The sequence below is a fragment of the Cellvibrio fibrivorans genome, assembly GCF_031457055.1.
GTDB lineage: Bacteria > Pseudomonadota > Gammaproteobacteria > Pseudomonadales > Cellvibrionaceae > Cellvibrio > Cellvibrio fibrivorans.
Window position 1 is genome coordinate 107180 of sequence record NZ_JAVDVX010000009.1, and the last position, 17842, is coordinate 125021.

General features: G+C 49.0%; 15 protein-coding genes and 2 tRNA genes. 6 read left to right on the forward strand and 11 right to left on the reverse strand.

Going from position 1 to position 17842, the window contains the following annotated elements; all coding sequences use genetic code 11:
• Positions 1 to 11 precede the first annotated feature (11 nt).
• From dapA to J2X05_RS19840, 4 genes are all read right to left on the reverse strand, one after another.
• Positions 12 to 884 carry a 4-hydroxy-tetrahydrodipicolinate synthase gene (gene dapA / locus J2X05_RS19825; protein WP_310075902.1) on the reverse strand — a complete coding sequence of 291 codons (873 nt, stop codon included), beginning with the start codon at positions 882 to 884 and terminating at the stop codon, positions 12 to 14.
• A 137-nt stretch (positions 885 to 1021) separates the two neighbouring features.
• On the reverse strand, positions 1022 to 2077 hold the full coding sequence (gene nadA, locus J2X05_RS19830; protein WP_310075904.1) for a quinolinate synthase NadA: 1056 nt from the start codon (positions 2075 to 2077) through the stop codon (positions 1022 to 1024).
• A 180-nt stretch (positions 2078 to 2257) separates the two neighbouring features.
• Positions 2258 to 2333, reverse strand: a tRNA-Lys gene (locus tag J2X05_RS19835).
• Positions 2334 to 2376: 43 nt separating this feature from the next.
• Positions 2377 to 2452, reverse strand: a tRNA-Lys gene (locus J2X05_RS19840).
• A 302-nt stretch (positions 2453 to 2754) separates the two neighbouring features.
• Here J2X05_RS19840 and J2X05_RS19845 point away from each other — a divergent pair.
• Entirely contained in the window at positions 2755 to 6639 is a 3885-nt protein-coding gene (locus J2X05_RS19845; RefSeq protein WP_310075907.1) for a bifunctional diguanylate cyclase/phosphodiesterase, read from the forward strand.
• 19 nt (positions 6640 to 6658) lie between these two features.
• Here J2X05_RS19845 and queC read toward each other — a convergent pair whose 3' ends face one another.
• Positions 6659 to 7336, reverse strand: a complete 678-nt coding sequence (queC, locus tag J2X05_RS19850; RefSeq protein ID WP_310075909.1) for a 7-cyano-7-deazaguanine synthase QueC — start codon at positions 7334 to 7336, stop codon at positions 6659 to 6661.
• Between the two features lie 56 nt (positions 7337 to 7392).
• A complete protein-coding gene (gene queE, locus J2X05_RS19855) occupies positions 7393 to 8088 on the reverse strand; it encodes a 7-carboxy-7-deazaguanine synthase QueE (RefSeq protein ID WP_310075912.1) in 696 nt (231 codons plus the stop codon).
• A 185-nt stretch (positions 8089 to 8273) separates the two neighbouring features.
• Here queE and J2X05_RS19860 point away from each other — a divergent pair, with 185 nt between their 5' ends.
• Positions 8274 to 8591: a hypothetical protein gene (locus J2X05_RS19860; RefSeq protein ID WP_310075914.1), complete on the forward strand. Its 318-nt coding sequence runs from the start codon at positions 8274 to 8276 to the stop codon at positions 8589 to 8591.
• A gap of 81 nt (positions 8592 to 8672) precedes the next feature.
• Here J2X05_RS19860 and corA read toward each other — a convergent pair whose 3' ends face one another.
• Together corA and lpxL are read right to left on the reverse strand one after the other, a co-directional pair.
• Positions 8673 to 9620: a magnesium/cobalt transporter CorA gene (gene corA, locus J2X05_RS19865; RefSeq protein WP_310075917.1), complete on the reverse strand. Its 948-nt coding sequence runs from the start codon at positions 9618 to 9620 to the stop codon at positions 8673 to 8675.
• 135 nt (positions 9621 to 9755) lie between these two features.
• Entirely contained in the window at positions 9756 to 10688 is a 933-nt protein-coding gene (gene lpxL / locus J2X05_RS19870) for an LpxL/LpxP family Kdo(2)-lipid IV(A) lauroyl/palmitoleoyl acyltransferase (RefSeq protein ID WP_310075920.1), read from the reverse strand.
• Positions 10689 to 10867: 179 nt separating this feature from the next.
• On the opposite strand from lpxL, the gene J2X05_RS19875 reads away from it, so the two are divergent.
• Positions 10868 to 11182 carry a hypothetical protein gene (locus J2X05_RS19875; RefSeq protein ID WP_310075922.1) on the forward strand — a complete coding sequence of 105 codons (315 nt, stop codon included), beginning with the start codon at positions 10868 to 10870 and terminating at the stop codon, positions 11180 to 11182.
• Positions 11183 to 11230: 48 nt separating this feature from the next.
• On the opposite strand, the gene grxD is transcribed toward J2X05_RS19875, so the two are convergent.
• Positions 11231 to 11548, reverse strand: a complete 318-nt coding sequence (grxD, locus tag J2X05_RS19880; RefSeq protein WP_310075925.1) for a Grx4 family monothiol glutaredoxin — start codon at positions 11546 to 11548, stop codon at positions 11231 to 11233.
• Between the two features lie 228 nt (positions 11549 to 11776).
• Here grxD and J2X05_RS19885 point away from each other — a divergent pair, with 228 nt between their 5' ends.
• The 3 genes from J2X05_RS19885 (at position 11777) to J2X05_RS19895 (ending at position 15033) form a co-directional block, all read left to right on the forward strand.
• Positions 11777 to 13312 (forward strand): ATP-binding protein, encoded by a 1536-nt coding sequence (locus tag J2X05_RS19885; protein WP_310075928.1) that lies wholly within the window; start codon positions 11777 to 11779, stop codon positions 13310 to 13312.
• Positions 13309 to 13971: a response regulator gene (locus tag J2X05_RS19890; RefSeq protein ID WP_310075930.1), complete on the forward strand. Its 663-nt coding sequence runs from the start codon at positions 13309 to 13311 to the stop codon at positions 13969 to 13971. The genes J2X05_RS19885 and J2X05_RS19890 overlap by 4 nt, the downstream gene beginning before the upstream one ends.
• 219 nt (positions 13972 to 14190) lie before the next feature.
• Complete coding sequence (locus tag J2X05_RS19895) at positions 14191 to 15033, forward strand: intradiol ring-cleavage dioxygenase (RefSeq protein WP_310075933.1); 843 nt, start codon at positions 14191 to 14193, stop codon at positions 15031 to 15033.
• 18 nt (positions 15034 to 15051) lie between these two features.
• Here the strand turns inward: J2X05_RS19895 and J2X05_RS19900 are convergent, their stop codons facing one another.
• The gene (locus tag J2X05_RS19900; protein ID WP_310075938.1) at positions 15052 to 16650 is read right to left on the reverse strand and encodes a methyl-accepting chemotaxis protein; all 1599 of its coding nucleotides are present in this window, start codon (positions 16648 to 16650) and stop codon (positions 15052 to 15054) included.
• A gap of 41 nt (positions 16651 to 16691) precedes the next feature.
• The gene (locus tag J2X05_RS19905) at positions 16692 to 17807 is read right to left on the reverse strand and encodes a carbohydrate porin (RefSeq protein WP_310075941.1); all 1116 of its coding nucleotides are present in this window, start codon (positions 17805 to 17807) and stop codon (positions 16692 to 16694) included.
• Positions 17808 to 17842: the final 35 nt, after the last annotated feature.

A 17842-nucleotide genomic window follows, 5' to 3' on the forward strand; every position in this document is an offset into this window, starting at 1 on the left:
CAGGGATTAGCTTAAATCCCGGCAGCCTGCATGGCTGTTTTAACCTGTTGGTGATACTGCTCTGACAGACGTGTCAGCGGCAGGCGAATACCCGATTGGATCAAACCCAATTGTTCAACCGCCCATTTAACAGGAATCGGGTTGGACTCAACAAACATGGCCGTATGCAAAGGCAGCAAACGATCATTAATCGCGCGCGCTTCTTTAGCATTACCGGCCAAGGCCAATTCACACATACGCGCGATGGCCGCAGGTACGACATTCGCCGTGACAGAAATATCCCCTTTGCCACCTAAAAGAATTAAATCGACCGCCGTTGCATCGTCGCCCGAGATAATCGCAAAACCGGAGGGAGCCTGTTCGATCAATAATTTGGCGCGATCAAGGTCGCCAGTCGCTTCTTTAATGCCGATGATATTGGGTAATTTGGCCAAGCGCAGCGCCGTTTCCGGTTTCATATCCACACCGGTGCGGCCGGGTACATTGTAGAGAAACTGCGGAATGGCAACCGCTTGCGCGATATGGGCGTGATGCAGGAACAGCCCCTCTTGCGTTGGCTTGTTGTAGTAAGGTGTTACCAACAAACAGGCATCAACTCCCGCATCCTTAGCGGCTTGGGTTAGCTCGACAGCTTCAGATGTGGAGTTAGCGCCAGTACCGGCGATCACAGGGATGCGACCGTTCACTTGATCAACTATTTTTTTAATAACTGCTAGATGCTCGTTCACATTCAGCGTCGCCGACTCGCCAGTCGTGCCTACTGCTACTATCGCGTGGGTACCCTGCTCCAGATGCCAGTCCACCAATTTATGCAGGCTCGCCCAATCAAGGGAATTGTCTGCATTCATCGGGGTTACCAGGGCAACCATACTGCCTTGAATCATCGGGAGCTCCGTTAGCTAGCGAAATAAAGTAGCGAAAAAAGTTAGGGAATCAGGGTGACGAAATAACGAAAGGCGCCATGGTACTGAGTGGGGCCAGACGAAACAAGCAAAACACCATCAAGAGAGAGAGTGAAACCTTATTTTTTAAAATCCAGCATGCGCTGCAGCGGAATCATCGCCAACCTTCCGAGCTCTGGATCAACATGGATTTCATTGTCGCTGCGCTCAAACACCGTCGCCAGATTGTCTAATACATTCATTGCCATCCAAGGGCAATTGGCGCAGGAGCGGCAGCTTGCACCGCTGCCAGCAGTAGGTGCGATATGGAAAACCTTATCGGGATTAAGCTGCTGCATTTTGTAGAAAATGCCTTGGTCAGTCGCAACAATAAATTCGCGGTTAGGCAGGGTTTGTGCCGCTTTAATCAATTGCGATGTCGAGCCAACTACATCAGCCAGATCCACCACTGCTTTGGGCGATTCAGGGTGAACCAACACTGCAGCATCGGGATACAGGATTTTGAGATCCTCAACACCTTTGGCTTTGAATTCTTCGTGAACGATACAGGCACCATCCCACAACAGAACATCGGCACCGGTTTTTTGCTGCACATAAGCGCCGAGGTGTTTGTCCGGCGCCCAGAGGATTTTTTTACCTTGGCGATCCAGATAATCCACTACATCCAACGCAATACTCGAAGTCACCACCCAATCGGCACGCGCTTTTACGGCGGCAGAGGTATTGGCATAGACAACTACAGTGCGGTCGGGATGCTGGTCGCAAAAGGCAGAGAACTCATCGATAGGGCAGCCAAGGTCGAGCGAACAAGTCGCCTCCAACGTGGGCATAAGTACACGCTTTTCCGGTGTGAGGATTTTGGCGGTCTCACCCATAAACTTCACGCCGGCAACGATCAAAGTATCAGCCGAATGATTCTTACCAAAACGCGCCATCTCCAGCGAATCGGATACACAACCGCCAGTCTCCTCGGCGAGAGCCTGAATTAACGGGTCGGTGTAGTAATGGGCGACCAACACAGCATTGTGTTGCTTAAGCAGAGCTTTGATGCGGAGTTTATAGGCAGCTTCTTGCTCAGGTGTGTACTGGGGCGCACTCCACACACGGGCGAGATGTTGTTTTACCAGATCTTCAGCGGCGACATCGCGCACGGCCAGATTCAAAAACTCAGACATGTAATCGCCTCACTTAAGCTTACCCGCATTAACGGGCAGTAAATTTGCGTGCAATTTTATCACAGAGCAGCAGATTGATTGGCGGTTAAATATCAGCGCACAGTAACCAACCGACTCGCTTTTCGCCCAATAAAAAAGGGCGCTTTGCTAAGCGCCCTTTTAGATTTTTACTTCAAAAAATGGTGGGTCGTGCTGGATTCGAACCAGCGACCAATTGGTTAAAAGCCAACTGCTCTACCGACTGAGCTAACGACCCACAGGGTTCGCATTCACTATTTTTGGAGCACCATCGTATGAGATGGTGGGTCGTGCTGGATTCGAACCAGCGACCAATTGGTTAAAAGCCAACTGCTCTACCGACTGAGCTAACGACCCCAAATGCGAGGCGCGTATAATAATGTTTCAGGCTGAAAAGACAAGCCTTTTTTGAGAATTTGTGCACAATGGGTGCGAGCCAAAGATTGATTGGTTATTAAAGAGGCTTTTTGTTAACTTTATCGGCACATTTATCAAAGCAAAGGGATGAGCACTTAGTGATTTTGCGGAAGGATAAAACTTTCACGACGGCGGCATCGAATCTAACCTATTCTTAAGGCAATCTGCCGGAACCTACAGAAATATAATAGGCTCAGGAGGATTACCGGATTAGTTGCCCTAGCCGATAATGAGAACGACGCATGCTTTTTGCCTCACCCGGGGAAGGAATTTCGCAGCCCAATCCACCCAGGCTCGCTCAAATACTGATGGTATTTTTAGCCTACAGTCTCACTGGCTGGCTAGGCCTTTGTGTACCTTTTGCGGACGATAGAGTCACGCTCTTTTGGTTGCCCAGTGGTATCGCCCTGGCCGCATTTTATCGCTGGTCGCCGCATCTATGGCCTGCAGTTTTTGTGTCCGCACTGACGCTGCAGACTGCCAGCGGCGCCGACCTCACCACTAATCTACTGCTTGCAGTAGGCAGCACCCTAGCCCCGCTTACTGCACTTTGGCTGTTGCGTCGTGCAGGTTGTAACCTCAATCAATTGCACCGCGCCAACACTATTTGCTTTCTGGTGCTGGGATCGCTGGGCATGCTGGTGTCCGCCACTATTGGCGGCTTTTCACTCAACCATTACAACCAGGGTTCGCTCGAATCCGGTTTGTACACTACACTGGTATGGTGGATGGGTGACAGTCTCGGAGTATTTCTCGCTGCTCCACTACTTATCAATATCAACCAAATCAATATCGACAAAGTGCTTGGACGCAAACTGGATTTTTTTATCGTGTTTGCCGTAAGCCTGCTGGTAGGTTTGCTCTGCTTTCCGCTCAATAATTTTCAAAATGGCCTTCATTTACCCATTGTATTCACCAGTTTTGTTTGTGTTGCCTGGGCGGCCCTTTCATTTGGTTTATTAGGCTGCGCGCTAACCACCATCGGTTTCAGCTTTTTGGCAATTTGGTCTAGCGTAAACCAACTTGGCCCCTTCGCCCTGGATTCGCAACAGCTAAGCTATTGGGTCATTTGGATTTATGCTGTCAGCATGGCCATCTTAGGATTAATGATTACAGCTGCCCATACTGAAATTGCCAACACCACCCACCAACTTGGTGAATCCAGCCAGGAACAGGAAAAACAAAAAAAACATCTTGAAGCCATTTTGCATGCAATTCCTGATTTGCTATTTGAAATTGATCGCCAGGGACATGTACTTTCGTTCAATGGCACCAATGAACATCACACCCTCTCCGCGCCTGATGTACTAGGCAGAAATCTTTCTGAAACACTCGCCTCTACATCCGTTTCAGTCTGGATGAGTGCGCTGAGTGAAGCTGATAACTGGGGCATATCACAAGGCAAAAGCATTCGCATCACGCAAGGTGAGAATACTTTTTGGTACGAACTTTCTATTGCCAAACTCGCGGGCACCCGCCGGGAAAATGACCGCTTTATTTGCCTTGCACGCGACATAACCAAACGCGTAAATACCCATCAGACCGATCTCGAAAATGAACAGCGCTTTCGCAATATTTTTGAAACGACCCGCAATATTGCGGTACAGGGGTACAACCGCTTTCACGAGGTTATTTTCTGGAATAAAGCGAGTGAAGACCTCTATGGATTTAGCGCTGCTGACGCCATGGGGAAAAAACTGGAAGATTTAATTATTCCCGGTTTTATGCGCGAAGGTGTGCATCAAGCGATCGAAGACTGGCATGAGAAGGATGCTGCAATCCCATCAGGAGAGCTTGCATTGCAAGATGCACACGGCAACGAGGTCTGGGTTTACTCCAATCACGTGCTGATTGATACACCTGATCATAAAGAAATGTATTGCCTGGACATAGATCTGGGTCCACAGCGCAAAGCACTGTTGCAAGTCGAACAAGAATTGGTTGAGCGCAAACAAGTTGAAGAAGCATTGCGCCAGAGCGAGCAGCGACTGGAGAGCGCGCAACTCATGGCACGCGTTGCCCACTGGAGCTGGAACCCGCACACAGATGATTACAGTTTCAGCCACTCCATGAGTGAATTATTTGCTTTACCAAGTGAATTTTTGCACGCAAAAATGACCGATTTTATTAACTACTTTATTCATAGCGATGACCGCGACACTGTTGCCAACGCGCTCGCAGAAAGCCTGCGATACCATAAGCCTTTAGCATTGGAAACACGCATTGAGATTGCCGGAAAAAAATTTTGGCTGCAGCTGCAAGGCGATACAATCGAAGACACACAAGGAACCAGCTTGCAAGGTACAGTACAGGATATTACCGAGCGCAAAGGATTAGACTTAGCTCTCACTGCCGCTGCGGCTGATGCCGCCTCTGCGCCGGATTTTTTTGTTACGATTCTCACCGCACTCGCCGATGCAATTGGTGCGCAGCAGGCCGTCATTAGTTTGATCGACAATGACGATCCTACTCAAGCCACCACTCACACCTATTTAATTAATGGCCAAGTACAACCCAATATTAGTTACGCGCTGGAAAACACACCTTGCCATGATGTGATGGAAGAAAATTTTTGCTTTATGACTACCGGAGCTCAGCAGCGCTACCCGCGCGACATGTTGCTAGTCCAATACAATATCGACAGCTACCTGGGTGTAGGTATTAAAAATGCCCAAGGAAAACCAACAGGTATTTTAGTATTACTCGCTGAACATCCGCTGCCCATTTCGCCACAAATTAGTTCGCTATTATTAATTTTTGCCGATCGTATCGGCGGGGAATTACGCCGCGCCCAGGATCAGGAAAAAATATTTAACCTCGCCTTTTTTGATCCACTTACGCGCCTGCCCAATCGCCGTATGTTGCAAGACCGGCTTAAATTGCTTACCGCGCAAAGTGCGCGCACCGATCAACACGGCGCGCTCTTGTTCATTGATATAGACCATTTCAAATTACTCAACGACACACGCGGCCATCATATCGGCGATCAGCTACTGGTGCAGGTTGCCGAGCGCATCAGCAGCATTATTCGCGCAACTGATTTAGCCGCGCGCCTGGGCGGCGATGAATTTGTAGTGGTATTTGATAACTTGGGCGATAACGCTGAAATGGCAGCGCAGGAAGCAAAAAAACGTGCCGAAGAATTACACGATTTAATCAACCTGCCCTACCCACTGCAACAATCAGTATTCCATTGCACCATCAGTATTGGCGTAAATTTATTTAAAGGCCAGACACGCAGCATCGACGACTTATTGCGTCACGCCGATGTCGCCATGTACCAAGCCAAAGACAGCGGGCGCAATGCCATCCGCTTTTTTGACCCTAACATGCAATCACATCTGGAAAAACGCGCCGCAATTGAAGCGGATCTGCGCACGGCTTACGAGTCCAAACACCAGCTTATTCCTTACTACCAGGTGCAAATCGATAATCACGGCAAAGCAATTGGTGCAGAGCTGTTATTGCGCTGGCAACATCCTTTCAACGGTATGATCTCACCTGCCGATTTTATTCCGGTTGCAGAACAAACCGGATTGATTGTCGCCATCGGCCGACATGTGATTCGCCAAGCCTGTGAACAATTGCGGCAGTGGAGCCAGCAACCGAAATTTGCAGCGCTCTCCATCGCCGTCAATGTCAGCCCCATCCAGTTTAACCAAGCGCATTTTGTCGATGATGTCCTGAATATTGTCAAAGACAGCAATATCAATACGCGCCTGTTAAAACTTGAATTAACTGAAAGTTCGCTGCTGAAAAATGTCGATCAAAGCATCGAAAAAATGCAACAGCTACAAAACAATGGCATTGGTTTTTCGATGGACGATTTTGGCATTGGCTACTCATCGCTCTCTTATCTCAAACGCCTGCCTCTCGACCAACTAAAAATCGACCAAACTTTTGTACGCGATATTGCGATTGACCCCAATGACGCAATCATTGCGCGCACGATTATCGCCATGGCACAGAACATGAATTTGCAAGTGATTGCTGAAGGGGTAGAAACAGAAGCGCAGAAAAATTTCCTGGAACAAAATGGCTGCTCCATGTTCCAGGGTTATTTTTTTGGCAAACCAGTAGCGATAGAGGAATTCGAGCGGCAATTAATCGCGCGCGACTATTGTTAACAAGCCAACTGTTAACAAATCAATGCTGATAACGCGTAGGGTCCGCGATACCTGCCTGCACAAACCCCTGCTTGCGCAAACGGCAACTATCGCATTTGCCACAGGCTTCACCCTGGTTATTTGCTTGATAACAAGATACGGTCAGACTGTAATCCACTCCGAGTTTAATCCCCAACTGGACTATTTCCGCTTTGCTTAAATGGATCAGCGGCGTGCGGATATGCAATTTATTTCCCTCGGCTCCCGCGCGTGTTGCGAGATTGGCCATGGCTTCATAAGCGGCAATATATTCGGGGCGGCAATCGGGGTAACCGGAAAAATCCACGGCGTTGACACCGATAAAAATATCGTCGCAACCCAATACTTCAGCCCAGCCCAACGCAATCGATAAAAATACTGTGTTGCGCGCGGGCACATAGGTGACGGGAATACCGCCGGTTTCTTCTTCCGGTACATCAATCGCATCATCGGTCAACGCTGAACCGCCGATGGAGCGCAAATCCAATTTAATCACTTTGTGCTCAACTGCACCCAGGGCTTTGGCGGTGCGCTCGGCAGCAAGCAATTCCGAGCTGTGGCGCTGACCATAATCAAAACTCATGGAGTAGCACACGTAGCCTTCACTGCGCGCTATCGCTAATACAGTAGTGGAATCAAGACCACCGGAAACCAGCACTACCGCTTTTTTTTGCGCCATAACAACTACCGAAAAAATAAAATGTGAGAAAAAAACGAAACATCAGTTATCGAAAATTAATGACCAGGAGCGTCATTCCACAACAGCTTGTGCAGCTGCAATTGAAAACGCACGGGAAGGTTATCTGCGAGAATCCACTCCGCCAACGCCAATGGCGTAACCTGACCAAAACTCGGCGAAAACAAGACTTCTGCTACTTTGCCTGCAAGCTGATGCTCATCTAACTTGAAGCGTGCCCATTCGTAGTCGGCACGATCGCAAATCACAAATTTAATCTGGTCCTGTGCACTGAGCAGCGGGATATTCTCCCAGCGGTTGCGCCCCACTTCTCCCGACCCTGGTGTTTTTAAATCCATAACTTTGACTACGCGCGGATCTACATCATCCACCGGCAAAGCACCGCTGGTTTCGAGCGATACACTATAGCCAGCATCACACAAGGCCGTAAGCAACGTCAGACACTCGCGCTGCGCCAGCGGCTCGCCACCCGTAACGCAAATGTAGCGCGGATTAAAACTGGCGACTTTGGCGAGAATTTCATCGAGCAGTAATCGCTCACCACCATAAAATGCGTATTCTGAATCGCAATAACCGCAGCGCAGCGGGCAGCCGGTAAGACGCACAAATACGGTCGGCAAACCGACGGTTGTAGACTCGCCCTGCAGCGAATAAAAGATCTCGGTAATTTTTAAACTGGCTTGTGTCATGTGGATTGGACGTTGTGTTGCGAGCGGGAATCGGGCAGCGACCATCTGCATCAACCCTGCATGAGGCCGCAACTAAGGCGCGATAAGAAAGACGCGCAGTTTACCTAAAGGTAGCCGGCTATGCGAGGCCAATGCCACGCGAGGATTTGCCCTGCCGCAGCTGGCGCTGTTATGCTGGCAGATCGCCGCTTTTTGTCAGCGCCACTTTTACCCTATTAACCCTAGAGCCAATGATCAAACCGACCAAAACACGCCGCCAACTGCATCAGGAACTGGAACAACAAGTCCAGGAGTTCCTGCACAAGGGAGGGCATGTCAACGAAGTGCCACGCGGTCTAAGTGGTCGCCTCGACGCCAACGGCCCCTTGATCAGTATCTTCGATGGCACCAGCCAAGAGGATCGTACCCCTCTGCCCGAGGTAGTCGCCGCGATAGAAGCGCGCAAAAAACCGAATCTGGCGCAAAAACTCAAAAAACCGCGCCCGCGCAAGAAAGTGATTCTGGATGACTTTGGCCAACCCCTGCGCTGGGAATGGGTAGAGGAATAGCAAGCCCTGTGGGACAGTTCACACCAAAAAAAACCGCCGCGAGTATCCGCAGCGGTTTTTTTTAGTCCATGCACTGCATAACTAAAGCCAATCTTTGCGCTTGAAATACCAATAAGGCAGCACTGCCGATAGCAACATCAAGAGAACCGCAACAGCAAAACCGTATTTCCAGTGGCTATGGGGGATAAACTCAAAGTTCATGCCGTAGGCGCTGGCAACTACGGTGGGTGGCAGGAAGACCATTGCGGCAATGGAGAAAATCTTGATGATCTGGTTTTGTTCGATATTGATAAAACCCTGGGTCGAGTCCATAAGGAAGTTGATCTTGTCGAACAAAAAGGCGGTGTGCGACATGAGTGTATCCACATCGCGCTTAATCTCGCGCGCAGTCTCCTGCAGCTCAAAGGATTCGCGCAGGTGGCGCTGCAAAAAGGAAATCGAACGTTGGGTATCCATGAGGCACAGGCGGATTTTCCCGTTGCTGTCCTCCAGCTTGGCGAGTTGGTCGATCGCATCTTCCAACTCTGCATCGGCATCTTCCAACACCATATGACTAACTTCTTCCAGCTTGCGATGAATGTCTTCGAGGGCGTCAGCGAGGTTTTCCACTTTCTGCTCAAACATGGTCACCAGCAGATCTTGCGGTGATGTCACATGCACTTGGCCTGCGCGGGCACGCATGCGCAGCAAACGGAAATCGGCAAGATCACCGTCACGCACAGAAATCAACCGCTTTTCTTGCAGGATGAACGCAACGGTTGCAGTGCTATGACGGCCTGACTCACCGGGGGCAAGGAACAGGGAGTGAACATGGATGCCGACACCATCCTGAAAATAGCGCGCAGAGAACTCAATTTCCTCCACATCATCGGACTCAGGCAGCTCGGCGCGCAGGAAAGTATTTAACTCCTCACGCTCTTCATCGCTGGGCTCGCGCGCATCAATCCAGAGCGCAGTATTCAATGCCAGCTTGGTATCATCTTCGGACTGTTTGTCTTCACGCAGGGTATTACCTTGAACTTTAAACATTCTTAACATCGTTGTTTATCTCCTAAAGCTTCAAGGTTTGCAGTGGGTCGCGCGATTTGGCGGCTTTATAGCATAGGCCAATTAAACTTAACCTATTTTATTAAGTTTTCACGGTAAATGCTTTCCGGGGAAGCATCACTTCTTTTTCTTATAAAGGCCTGGCTCCCCTGGAGGGCGGGTTTTAAAGCGGCGATGTACCCAGAGGTACTGGTCTGGCTTCACACGCACCATGTCTTCGATAATTTTGTTGATGCGCGTTGCATCAACCACATCATCACCCGAGGGAAAGTTGTCGAGTGGTGGGCCAAAGATCAATTTGTAGTGGCCATTGTCTTCACGGTAGTGTGCATAGGGCAAAACCACCGCGCGCCCTAATTGCGCAATACGCGCAGTACCCAACACCGTCGCTGCCGGGATACCAAAAAACGGGGCGAATACACTTTGGTCCTTGCCGTAATCCTGATCAGGTGCGTACCAGACAGCTTCCCCCTGACGCAGTTTTTTTATCAGCTGGCGCGTGTCGCTAAACACAATGGCGGAGGTCAGGTATTTTTCGCGCGCCTTGATCAACTCATACGCCAAGAGCGGATTAGGATCTTTGCGATACAACATGTGCGCCTCAGCGTGATAGGCAAACACCCGCCCCGCCGGATCCATAGTCGTGAAGTGGCATCCCACCAAGAGCGCGCCCTGTCCATTTGCCTTTGCCGCCGCGAGATGCTCCAACCCTTCAACGGTGTGGCGATCGCGTAGCTTGTTCTCTTGCCCCCAGAGCGCCATGGCCGATTCCATGATACTGATGCCACAATTGCGGATTACACCATCGACAATTTTCTTTTGCGCCTGCGCATCCAACTCGGGAAAACAGAGCGCGATATTGGTCTCCGCAATCCGGCGGCGCGACGGCGCCAAAAGGTTAAATAACACACCGATAAACCGGCCAATCGCAACATTGAACGATACTGGCAAGAGTGCACAAATACGAAAGAACGCCAACAGCAACCAGGTTGGCCAGTAGCGCGGACCATAAAATGACGAATGAAACTCGGGTGAACTATGTTTATCCAAGGTATCTACTCACACAGAAAAAGGACGTCGCGCAGTGCGATGCTTGATGCGCGCGAATTATAGCAATCGCATTACGCCGACGAGTAGCAGAAAGGTGTAACCAGGGTGAAATGCACTTCAAACGGCAAAGGTGCCCGGTTTCTGCTAAGGTTAGCCAGCCCCAATATTGAGCCCTTATTATGCAAATTCGTCAGGTATCCGCTGCGCTGGATCACAAGCTTGCGCAACTGGATCAACAACTCAAGAAACTTGAAGAACAGCGTGTACAACAAAACAGCAGCGAGCCGAACCCGCAATTAGAACAAGATATTCTCGCGCTCCAGCAAATTCGCACCAAACTGGTCAAATCCAAAGACATTGCCTGGCGAGCGCACCAACTGCAACATCAAAACGACGAACACAGCCGTGCACGCCAACGGGTTATTGGTTTATCGCTCTGTGTATTCAGTGTGATAGGTGCAGGGGTGTTGTTATATCTGGCATTACAGCAATAGCAGGCAATAGGGTCGGTCACCGCTAGATTGGCAACCGACCCGAGGGTATTAGCCGGCAACAGCAGCGTCAATCAAAGGTTTCAGCTCACCTTTTTCATTCATCTCGGTGATGATATCGCAGCCGCCGATCAACTCGCCTTTCACCCACAATTGGGGAAAAGTTGGCCAGTTGGCAAATTTAGGCAATTCAGCGCGGATTTCCGGGTTGCTCAAAATATCCACATAAGCAAAACGTTGGCCGCAGGCCATTAATGCCTGGGACGCGCGCTGCGAGAATCCACATTGAGGCGCGCTAGGCGAACCTTTCATATACAGAATCACATCGTTTTCGCTGATTTGTTGTTTGATCGTATCTAACACGTCCATCTTATCTACCTCGATATTCAGTATGGGCTATTCAATAGGGAGCTGGTTAATTGGGGGCAATCGGAATAAACACAACCGGATATATCCGAGTATTTTGCTCAAGTATTGCCATTTTACCCCAGCCAGCACTGGCAGGCCAATCTCATGCGATTGCCAAATCGCTGTTTTTGCATATTCTGTCAGTAATAGTTCCGCATTCTATCCATTGAAAAAGGGTTATCCACCGCTGTGAAGTTTAATCTGCGCATCCAAGTATTTTTAGTTTTTGCCTGTTTTGCCGTGCTGCTAACGGGCGGATTATTTATATATTCACGCTTGAGTTTTGAGCGCGGATTTAATCATTACATGGAGCAAAAAGAAGCCTCGCGCAATGCCCGGCTAATCATGGCGCTGGAGCAGCACTTTACCTACAACGGCAATTGGGATGCATTTAAAGTAAACCCGCATTATTGGGAATTATTTGTGTGGCAATACAGCGCCAACATGCGCCAGCGCGGTGAGCGTCCTATTCCCTTTCCCTTTCCGCCCGAATTGGATACGCGTATCGATGGCGGCGATGAAGACCGCAATGACCGCAGCGCCTTTCTAATTCGTAAAAACACCCAAGATGCACGCCGGGACGATAGGCGCGCACCGCCTCAACCGGATGATTTTTTACGCCATCAACCCTACAAGCGTTTTATTCTTCTGGATCATAAAGAAAAAATCATCAGCGGAAAAAAATGGCGCAACGAAACCTACTTTTTCAGCGATCTGTATATCAATATCGATGGCGAAAAAAAGTTAGTGGGTTATCTCGGCACACCTATGAATCCAGCGTTGCGCGACCTGCGCGATAACGAATTTGCCAAACGCCAACAAAATCATTTTTTGTTAATGGCGATGGTTGCACTGTCCATCGCATTGGCCTGTGCAATTCCGCTCTCCTATTTACTCACACAGCGCGTAAAAAAATTGGCAACGCATGTACAGCAGTTGAGTAAAGGGGAATATCAACAGCGGCTATCCACCAAAGGGCAGGATGAAATTTCCACCCTCGCCGAAAACCTCAACCACTTGGCGCATACACTCAACCAAACCGAACAAGCGCGCAAACGCTGGGTGGCCGATATCTCCCATGAACTGCGCACCCCATTGGCCGTACTCAAAGCCGACCTTGAGGCGCTAGAAGACGGCGTTAGAAAATTTGATGCAAAAGCCATTACCCGCTTGCAAAAACACGCTGCGCGCCTCGCCAGCCTGGTAAATGATTTATACCAACTCTCACTCACCGACATAGGCGCCATGAGCTATCGCAAGCAGGAGTGCGATATCGCAGAAATCATCGAAGAATTAAGCGTTTCCCTGCAAGACAAGCTGATTCAAAACGGGCTTGAACTGGAACGCACACTGCCGAAAAATTCAGTGATGGCATTTGCTGATCCCGAGCGGTTGCATCAACTCTTTTTGAATTTATTTAACAACAGTATTAACTACACTGAAGCACCCGGAAAAATCCGTATCGCTTTATCCGCTGACGCAAGCCAGGCAACTTTTGTGATTGAAGACTCAGCCCCCGGCGTTGATCCGACGCTGCATGAAAAACTGTTCGAACGCTTGTATCGCGCCGAATCCTCTCGCAGCCGTGAAACTGGTGGCGCCGGTTTGGGTCTGAGTATTTGCCGCAACATCGTCGAAGCTCACGCCGGACGCGTCAGTATTGAAACCAGCGAACTGGGCGGATTAAAAGTATCCGTTTATTTACCACTACAGGAATCTGCATGAACATTTTAATTGTTGAAGATGAAATTGATTTAGGCGAAATTTTGCAAGACTACCTAACCAGCGAAGGTTTTACAGCAACACTGGTGAGCGATGGTGAACTGGGGCTGCAGAAAATCCTGACCGAAAAATGGGATTTGGTATTGCTCGATTTAATGCTGCCCAAACGCGACGGCTTAAGTATTTGCCAGGAAGTGCGCAAAACCTCGCAAGTGCCAATTATTATGACCACCGCCAAGGTGGAGGAAATTGATCGCTTGATTGGTTTGGAGCTGGGCGCCGATGATTATATTTGCAAGCCATTTAGCCCACGCGAAGTCGTCGCACGTGTGAAAGCTGTGTTACGCCGCAGCAACAAAAGTGAAGAACCACATGAGGAGGGACTGCGCCTGGACAAAGAGCGCCAGTACGCCTGCGTCGGTGATCAATGCGTCGAATTGACCAGCATCGAATTTCGCATTCTGGAAACATTACTGCTCAACAAACAGCGTGTTATCTCGCGCGATTTATTATTGAAAAACGCTTACACCGATCATCGTGTCGTAAGCGATAGAACTATGGATTCCCACATCACCAAACTGCGTAAAAAATTACAGCCTATTTGCAATGAAGATATTATCCATTCGGTTTACGGGGTGGGTTATCGGCTGCAAATTTCCTGATGCATTCATCCCGCAGATGCCATGGAAGGCACAGGTAATCACTCTCTCCAAACCTCACAACTACCGCTATTTATTAACCTCTATTAGCCATTTTTTTAACCAAAAAACTGACTTGCATAATTCTTTCATAGTTCTTCCTGAATCCTTTCACAATCCTGCGCGCATTCATTTTCTGTGCTGGTGTCACAGGCTAGACCACAACCACGCTGAGAGAATCTTATGCTTAAACCATCCAATAAAAACTCATCTTCTACTAATGCTGCTTCTGCTACCGATAGAACCACTATTGACAGTAACCGCCGCCGGACATTAGGTACATTGGGTATATTTAGCCTGATGGGCGCAACCGGGCTTATCGGTTGCGGCGGAGGCTCATCATCCGGCAGCAGCGCAAATAGCTCGACCACGACCAGCACCGCATCGTCATCGAGTGCAGCCACCAGCTCCACTACCAGTAGCCTGGCTACGAGCTCGGGGAGTTGCACGGTGATTCCAACAGAAACTATTGGCCCCTACCCTCTCTCTACCTTATTAAACAGCTCACTTATTTTGCGCGAAAATATTGCTGAAGATAAAACTGGTGTGCCACTTCAAGTCAAACTGAAATTGGTGAATGTGAATAACAGTTGCACACCCGTATCTGCCTACGTATACATCTGGCATTGCGATAAAGATGGCAATTATTCGGGTTATAACGGCGAAGCGGGAAAAACCTATTGTCGCGGTGTGCAGTACACCGACACCAATGGTGTGGCCCACTTCACCACCATTTATCCTGGTTGGTATGCCGGGCGTATCACCCATATTCATTTCCAGATTTTTTTAACCGCTTACGGAAGCAATGCCCAGTCTAGCGCTATTTCACAAATGGCGTTTCCGGCTGATATAACAACTGCGGTTTACAACTCAACTCTTTACAGTGCTAAAGGGCAAAACACCTCGGTAAAAACTTTTTCGGCGGACAACGTCTTTAGCGACGGTGTTGAGTATCAAATGACGAGTGTCACCGGCAACGTAACAGATGGGTATATCGCCGAGTTACAGGTTGGAATCAAAGTCTGAGATTAAAATCGATTCGGTTTAAGTGCGAAACACACTTAGCAAACCGTCTAATTTGCGAATCTCACGTTCGAGGTGATCGCGCGATTGGCTAGTTTGCTCACCGGCTTCATGGTTTTGTTTTGCCTGTTGCAGAATCGTATCCATGCTGCCGGTGATTTGTTGCATTGACTGTTTTTCTTCTTCCGACGCGCGCTCAATTTGCGAATTCATTTGCCGGATTTGATCAACCGCATCCACTATATTAGAAAATGCCTGTGATGTATTGGCGATACGTTCTTTAATCACCAACGCTTTTTGTTGTGCTCCGCTCATAACTTCTACCGCTTTACTTGAACCGGTAGTGAGATTGGTAATAATAGTTTCAATTGCTTTAGTGGATTCCTGAGTGCGCGATGCAAGACTGCGCACTTCATCGGCCACGACCGCAAAACCGCGCCCGGTTTCACCGGCACGCGCGGCTTCAATCGCCGCATTTAAAGCCAATAAATTGGTTTGCTCGGCAATGCTGCGAATCACCTCCAGCATTGCACCTATATTGCGGCTATCAGCCACCAGCGCGGAAATCACTTGCGATGCGTTATCAACCTCTTGCACGACTTCATCAACACCTTGCTGGGCCGAGGCGACTATTTTGTTACCTGCGCCGGTAATGCTCGTGGCATCGGTGGATGCCTGATTCGCACCTACTGCAGCCTCTGCCACCTTATCCAGGGTGTTGGAAATTCTATCCACCGCATTGGCAACATGGGAAATTTCGCGCAGCTGCGCATCGCAGCCTCTGGCTGCCTGAGTAATTGATTGGGTAATTTGCACACTCGCTGCGGTGAGCGTGTGATTGCTGGCCTGGGCCTGGCTAATAAGCACCTGCAGTTTTTCAACAAACCGGTTAAACGCAAATGCAAGGCGCCCCAATTCTGTAGTGGTATTTTCATTAGGTAGACGCGCGGTTAAATCGCCCGAGCCTGAGGCCAACTCCTGCAGATTTTCAGTAACCTGTGCAACCGGTTGAACAATCATTTTGTTGGCAAAAATAAAAATAACCACGGCCATTGCAATGCTTACCAACAAAGCAGCAAAGAGTTTTACTGATGCGGCGCTCTGCAATTGTTCGACATTGCCGGTTTCACTTTCAACTTTACTGTCTGCCTCTTCTTCCATTTCACCGATAAACGCAAGCAGTCCATCAAGCTGACTATTGAGCTGGTTATATTCCTCGGTAGCAACAGTGCCCGCCTGCAATTTACTGATCAGTGCCGCGCGTGTTGCGTGATAATTATTTAATTGCTGATCCAATTTACTGACGGTAGCCTGCCCCATTAATCCCGATGCTTTCATGCGTCCCAAGGCTTCATTTTCCATAGCAATGGCAGCGTCCAACACCGCTTGCATTTCCGCGAGCGATTTTTCGTTGTGATACAATTTTTGCAATACAATAATTTGCCCCTCAAGGCCAATCTGCCCTTCCATAGCACCATCTGCCGCATTCCACGCCGGGCCGGAAATATATTCCAGCAAGCCACCCAATTTTTGGCTCGCACTAAAACCGACAAACGTATTTATGCCAATCAAGGCAATAAACCCGGCAACCACTAGCATGATGGATTGTTTGATGTTCATTGCGTCCTCGCAATTTTGTTAGCTGACCTGACCAACACAGATTAAAATTCAATATAAGCACGCGCACCAACAGCAAGTGCATCGTCCAGGGTTTTATCCATAGCGGGATTTTGGATGTAATAAAAACTCCCCTGTAAATTAAGGTGGTCCACCACCGGCGCAAAATAGGTTAGCTCCCACGCCGTTTCCGCGCGATCCACTCCACTATCGGTAGCACTGTTAGCGTCGAGATAGGGATCGCCATTGCGCGCATGCGCCACCGCCAACCCCAAACCATCGCCGTCCAACCAAAACCCGGTAAAGGTAATACCTGTACCGCCGTAATATTCAAGCTGGTTAAATTCATCATCGGCTTGCCCTAACTGCACAAACACCGCAGCGACATCATTGATATTTTTTTCGGCAATAAAATAAACCCCGGTGTTGTCATCCATCATTTCACCATCAACCGGATTTTCAACTTCAGCCGTGTGCTGCCAAACACCCAGAGCAACCTTATCCTTGCTGTCAGTTGCCCACCCCCATTCAACCGCACTGAACAAACCATCGCCGCTATTAAATTGCACATGGGTACCACGCGGATCATTCGGGTCACCTGGAATGCCATCGTAAATCGCGGCTAGTAAATAATTATTTTCGCCCGCAAAGGTAAAATGCAGGGCTGTCGATGTAGTAGAAAAAATGGAAGGGCCGACTTGTGAGGTATCCGGGCCGATACCAAAAGAGGGATGGGTAAATAAACCCGCTGATTCGAGTGAATAAAATGTGGAGTTGTAATCGTGCAAACCAAACAAAACTTTTACGCTGTCATCCGCAAAACTGTGTTGATACCAAAACTCATAGACCTTTAAAGCTTCATCGGTGGCGATATTGGATATGCCTTGCACATCACCGACATCGTCGGAAGGGTTATCGCCGGTATCGCCCAACACATACACAAACCATGCACCATTACCCCACCAACCTGCAGCACCGGTATCTATTGCCAAGGTGAGATCAACATTGGCCAATTCACTGGAACCCTCTCGTATACCACCATCCAGGTTAGTGACGGACTCCAACGTCAAGGCAGTCGCCAATTGATACGGGGACTCAGCGCGAGCGCAAAAACTAACACTCGCCGTCATGAGCAACAAAAGCGTGAGAATTTTCTTCATAGCCAACAATCCCTCTGCCTCTAATTGGTACGGCT

Excerpts from the sequence above, each read along its gene's own strand:
- grxD (WP_310075925.1), bottom strand. The coding sequence starts at position 11,548 with ATGGACGTGTTAGATACGATCAAACAACAAATCAGCGAAAACGATGTG.
- J2X05_RS19875 (WP_310075922.1), top strand. The coding sequence starts at position 10,868 with ATGCAAATTCGTCAGGTATCCGCTGCGCTGGATCACAAGCTTGCGCAA.
- dapA (WP_310075902.1), bottom strand. The coding sequence starts at position 884 with ATGATTCAAGGCAGTATGGTTGCCCTGGTAACCCCGATGAATGCAGAC.
- J2X05_RS19900 (WP_310075938.1), bottom strand. The coding sequence starts at position 16,650 with ATGAACATCAAACAATCCATCATGCTAGTGGTTGCCGGGTTTATTGCC.
- nadA (WP_310075904.1), bottom strand. The coding sequence starts at position 2,077 with ATGTCTGAGTTTTTGAATCTGGCCGTGCGCGATGTCGCCGCTGAAGAT.
- J2X05_RS19890 (WP_310075930.1), top strand. The coding sequence starts at position 13,309 with ATGAACATTTTAATTGTTGAAGATGAAATTGATTTAGGCGAAATTTTG.
- J2X05_RS19895 (WP_310075933.1), top strand. The coding sequence starts at position 14,191 with ATGCTTAAACCATCCAATAAAAACTCATCTTCTACTAATGCTGCTTCT.
- queC (WP_310075909.1), bottom strand. The coding sequence starts at position 7,336 with ATGGCGCAAAAAAAAGCGGTAGTGCTGGTTTCCGGTGGTCTTGATTCC.
- corA (WP_310075917.1), bottom strand. The coding sequence starts at position 9,620 with ATGTTTAAAGTTCAAGGTAATACCCTGCGTGAAGACAAACAGTCCGAA.
- J2X05_RS19860 (WP_310075914.1), top strand. The coding sequence starts at position 8,274 with ATGATCAAACCGACCAAAACACGCCGCCAACTGCATCAGGAACTGGAA.
- queE (WP_310075912.1), bottom strand. The coding sequence starts at position 8,088 with ATGGTCGCTGCCCGATTCCCGCTCGCAACACAACGTCCAATCCACATG.
- J2X05_RS19845 (WP_310075907.1), top strand. The coding sequence starts at position 2,755 with ATGCTTTTTGCCTCACCCGGGGAAGGAATTTCGCAGCCCAATCCACCC.
- J2X05_RS19905 (WP_310075941.1), bottom strand. The coding sequence starts at position 17,807 with ATGAAGAAAATTCTCACGCTTTTGTTGCTCATGACGGCGAGTGTTAGT.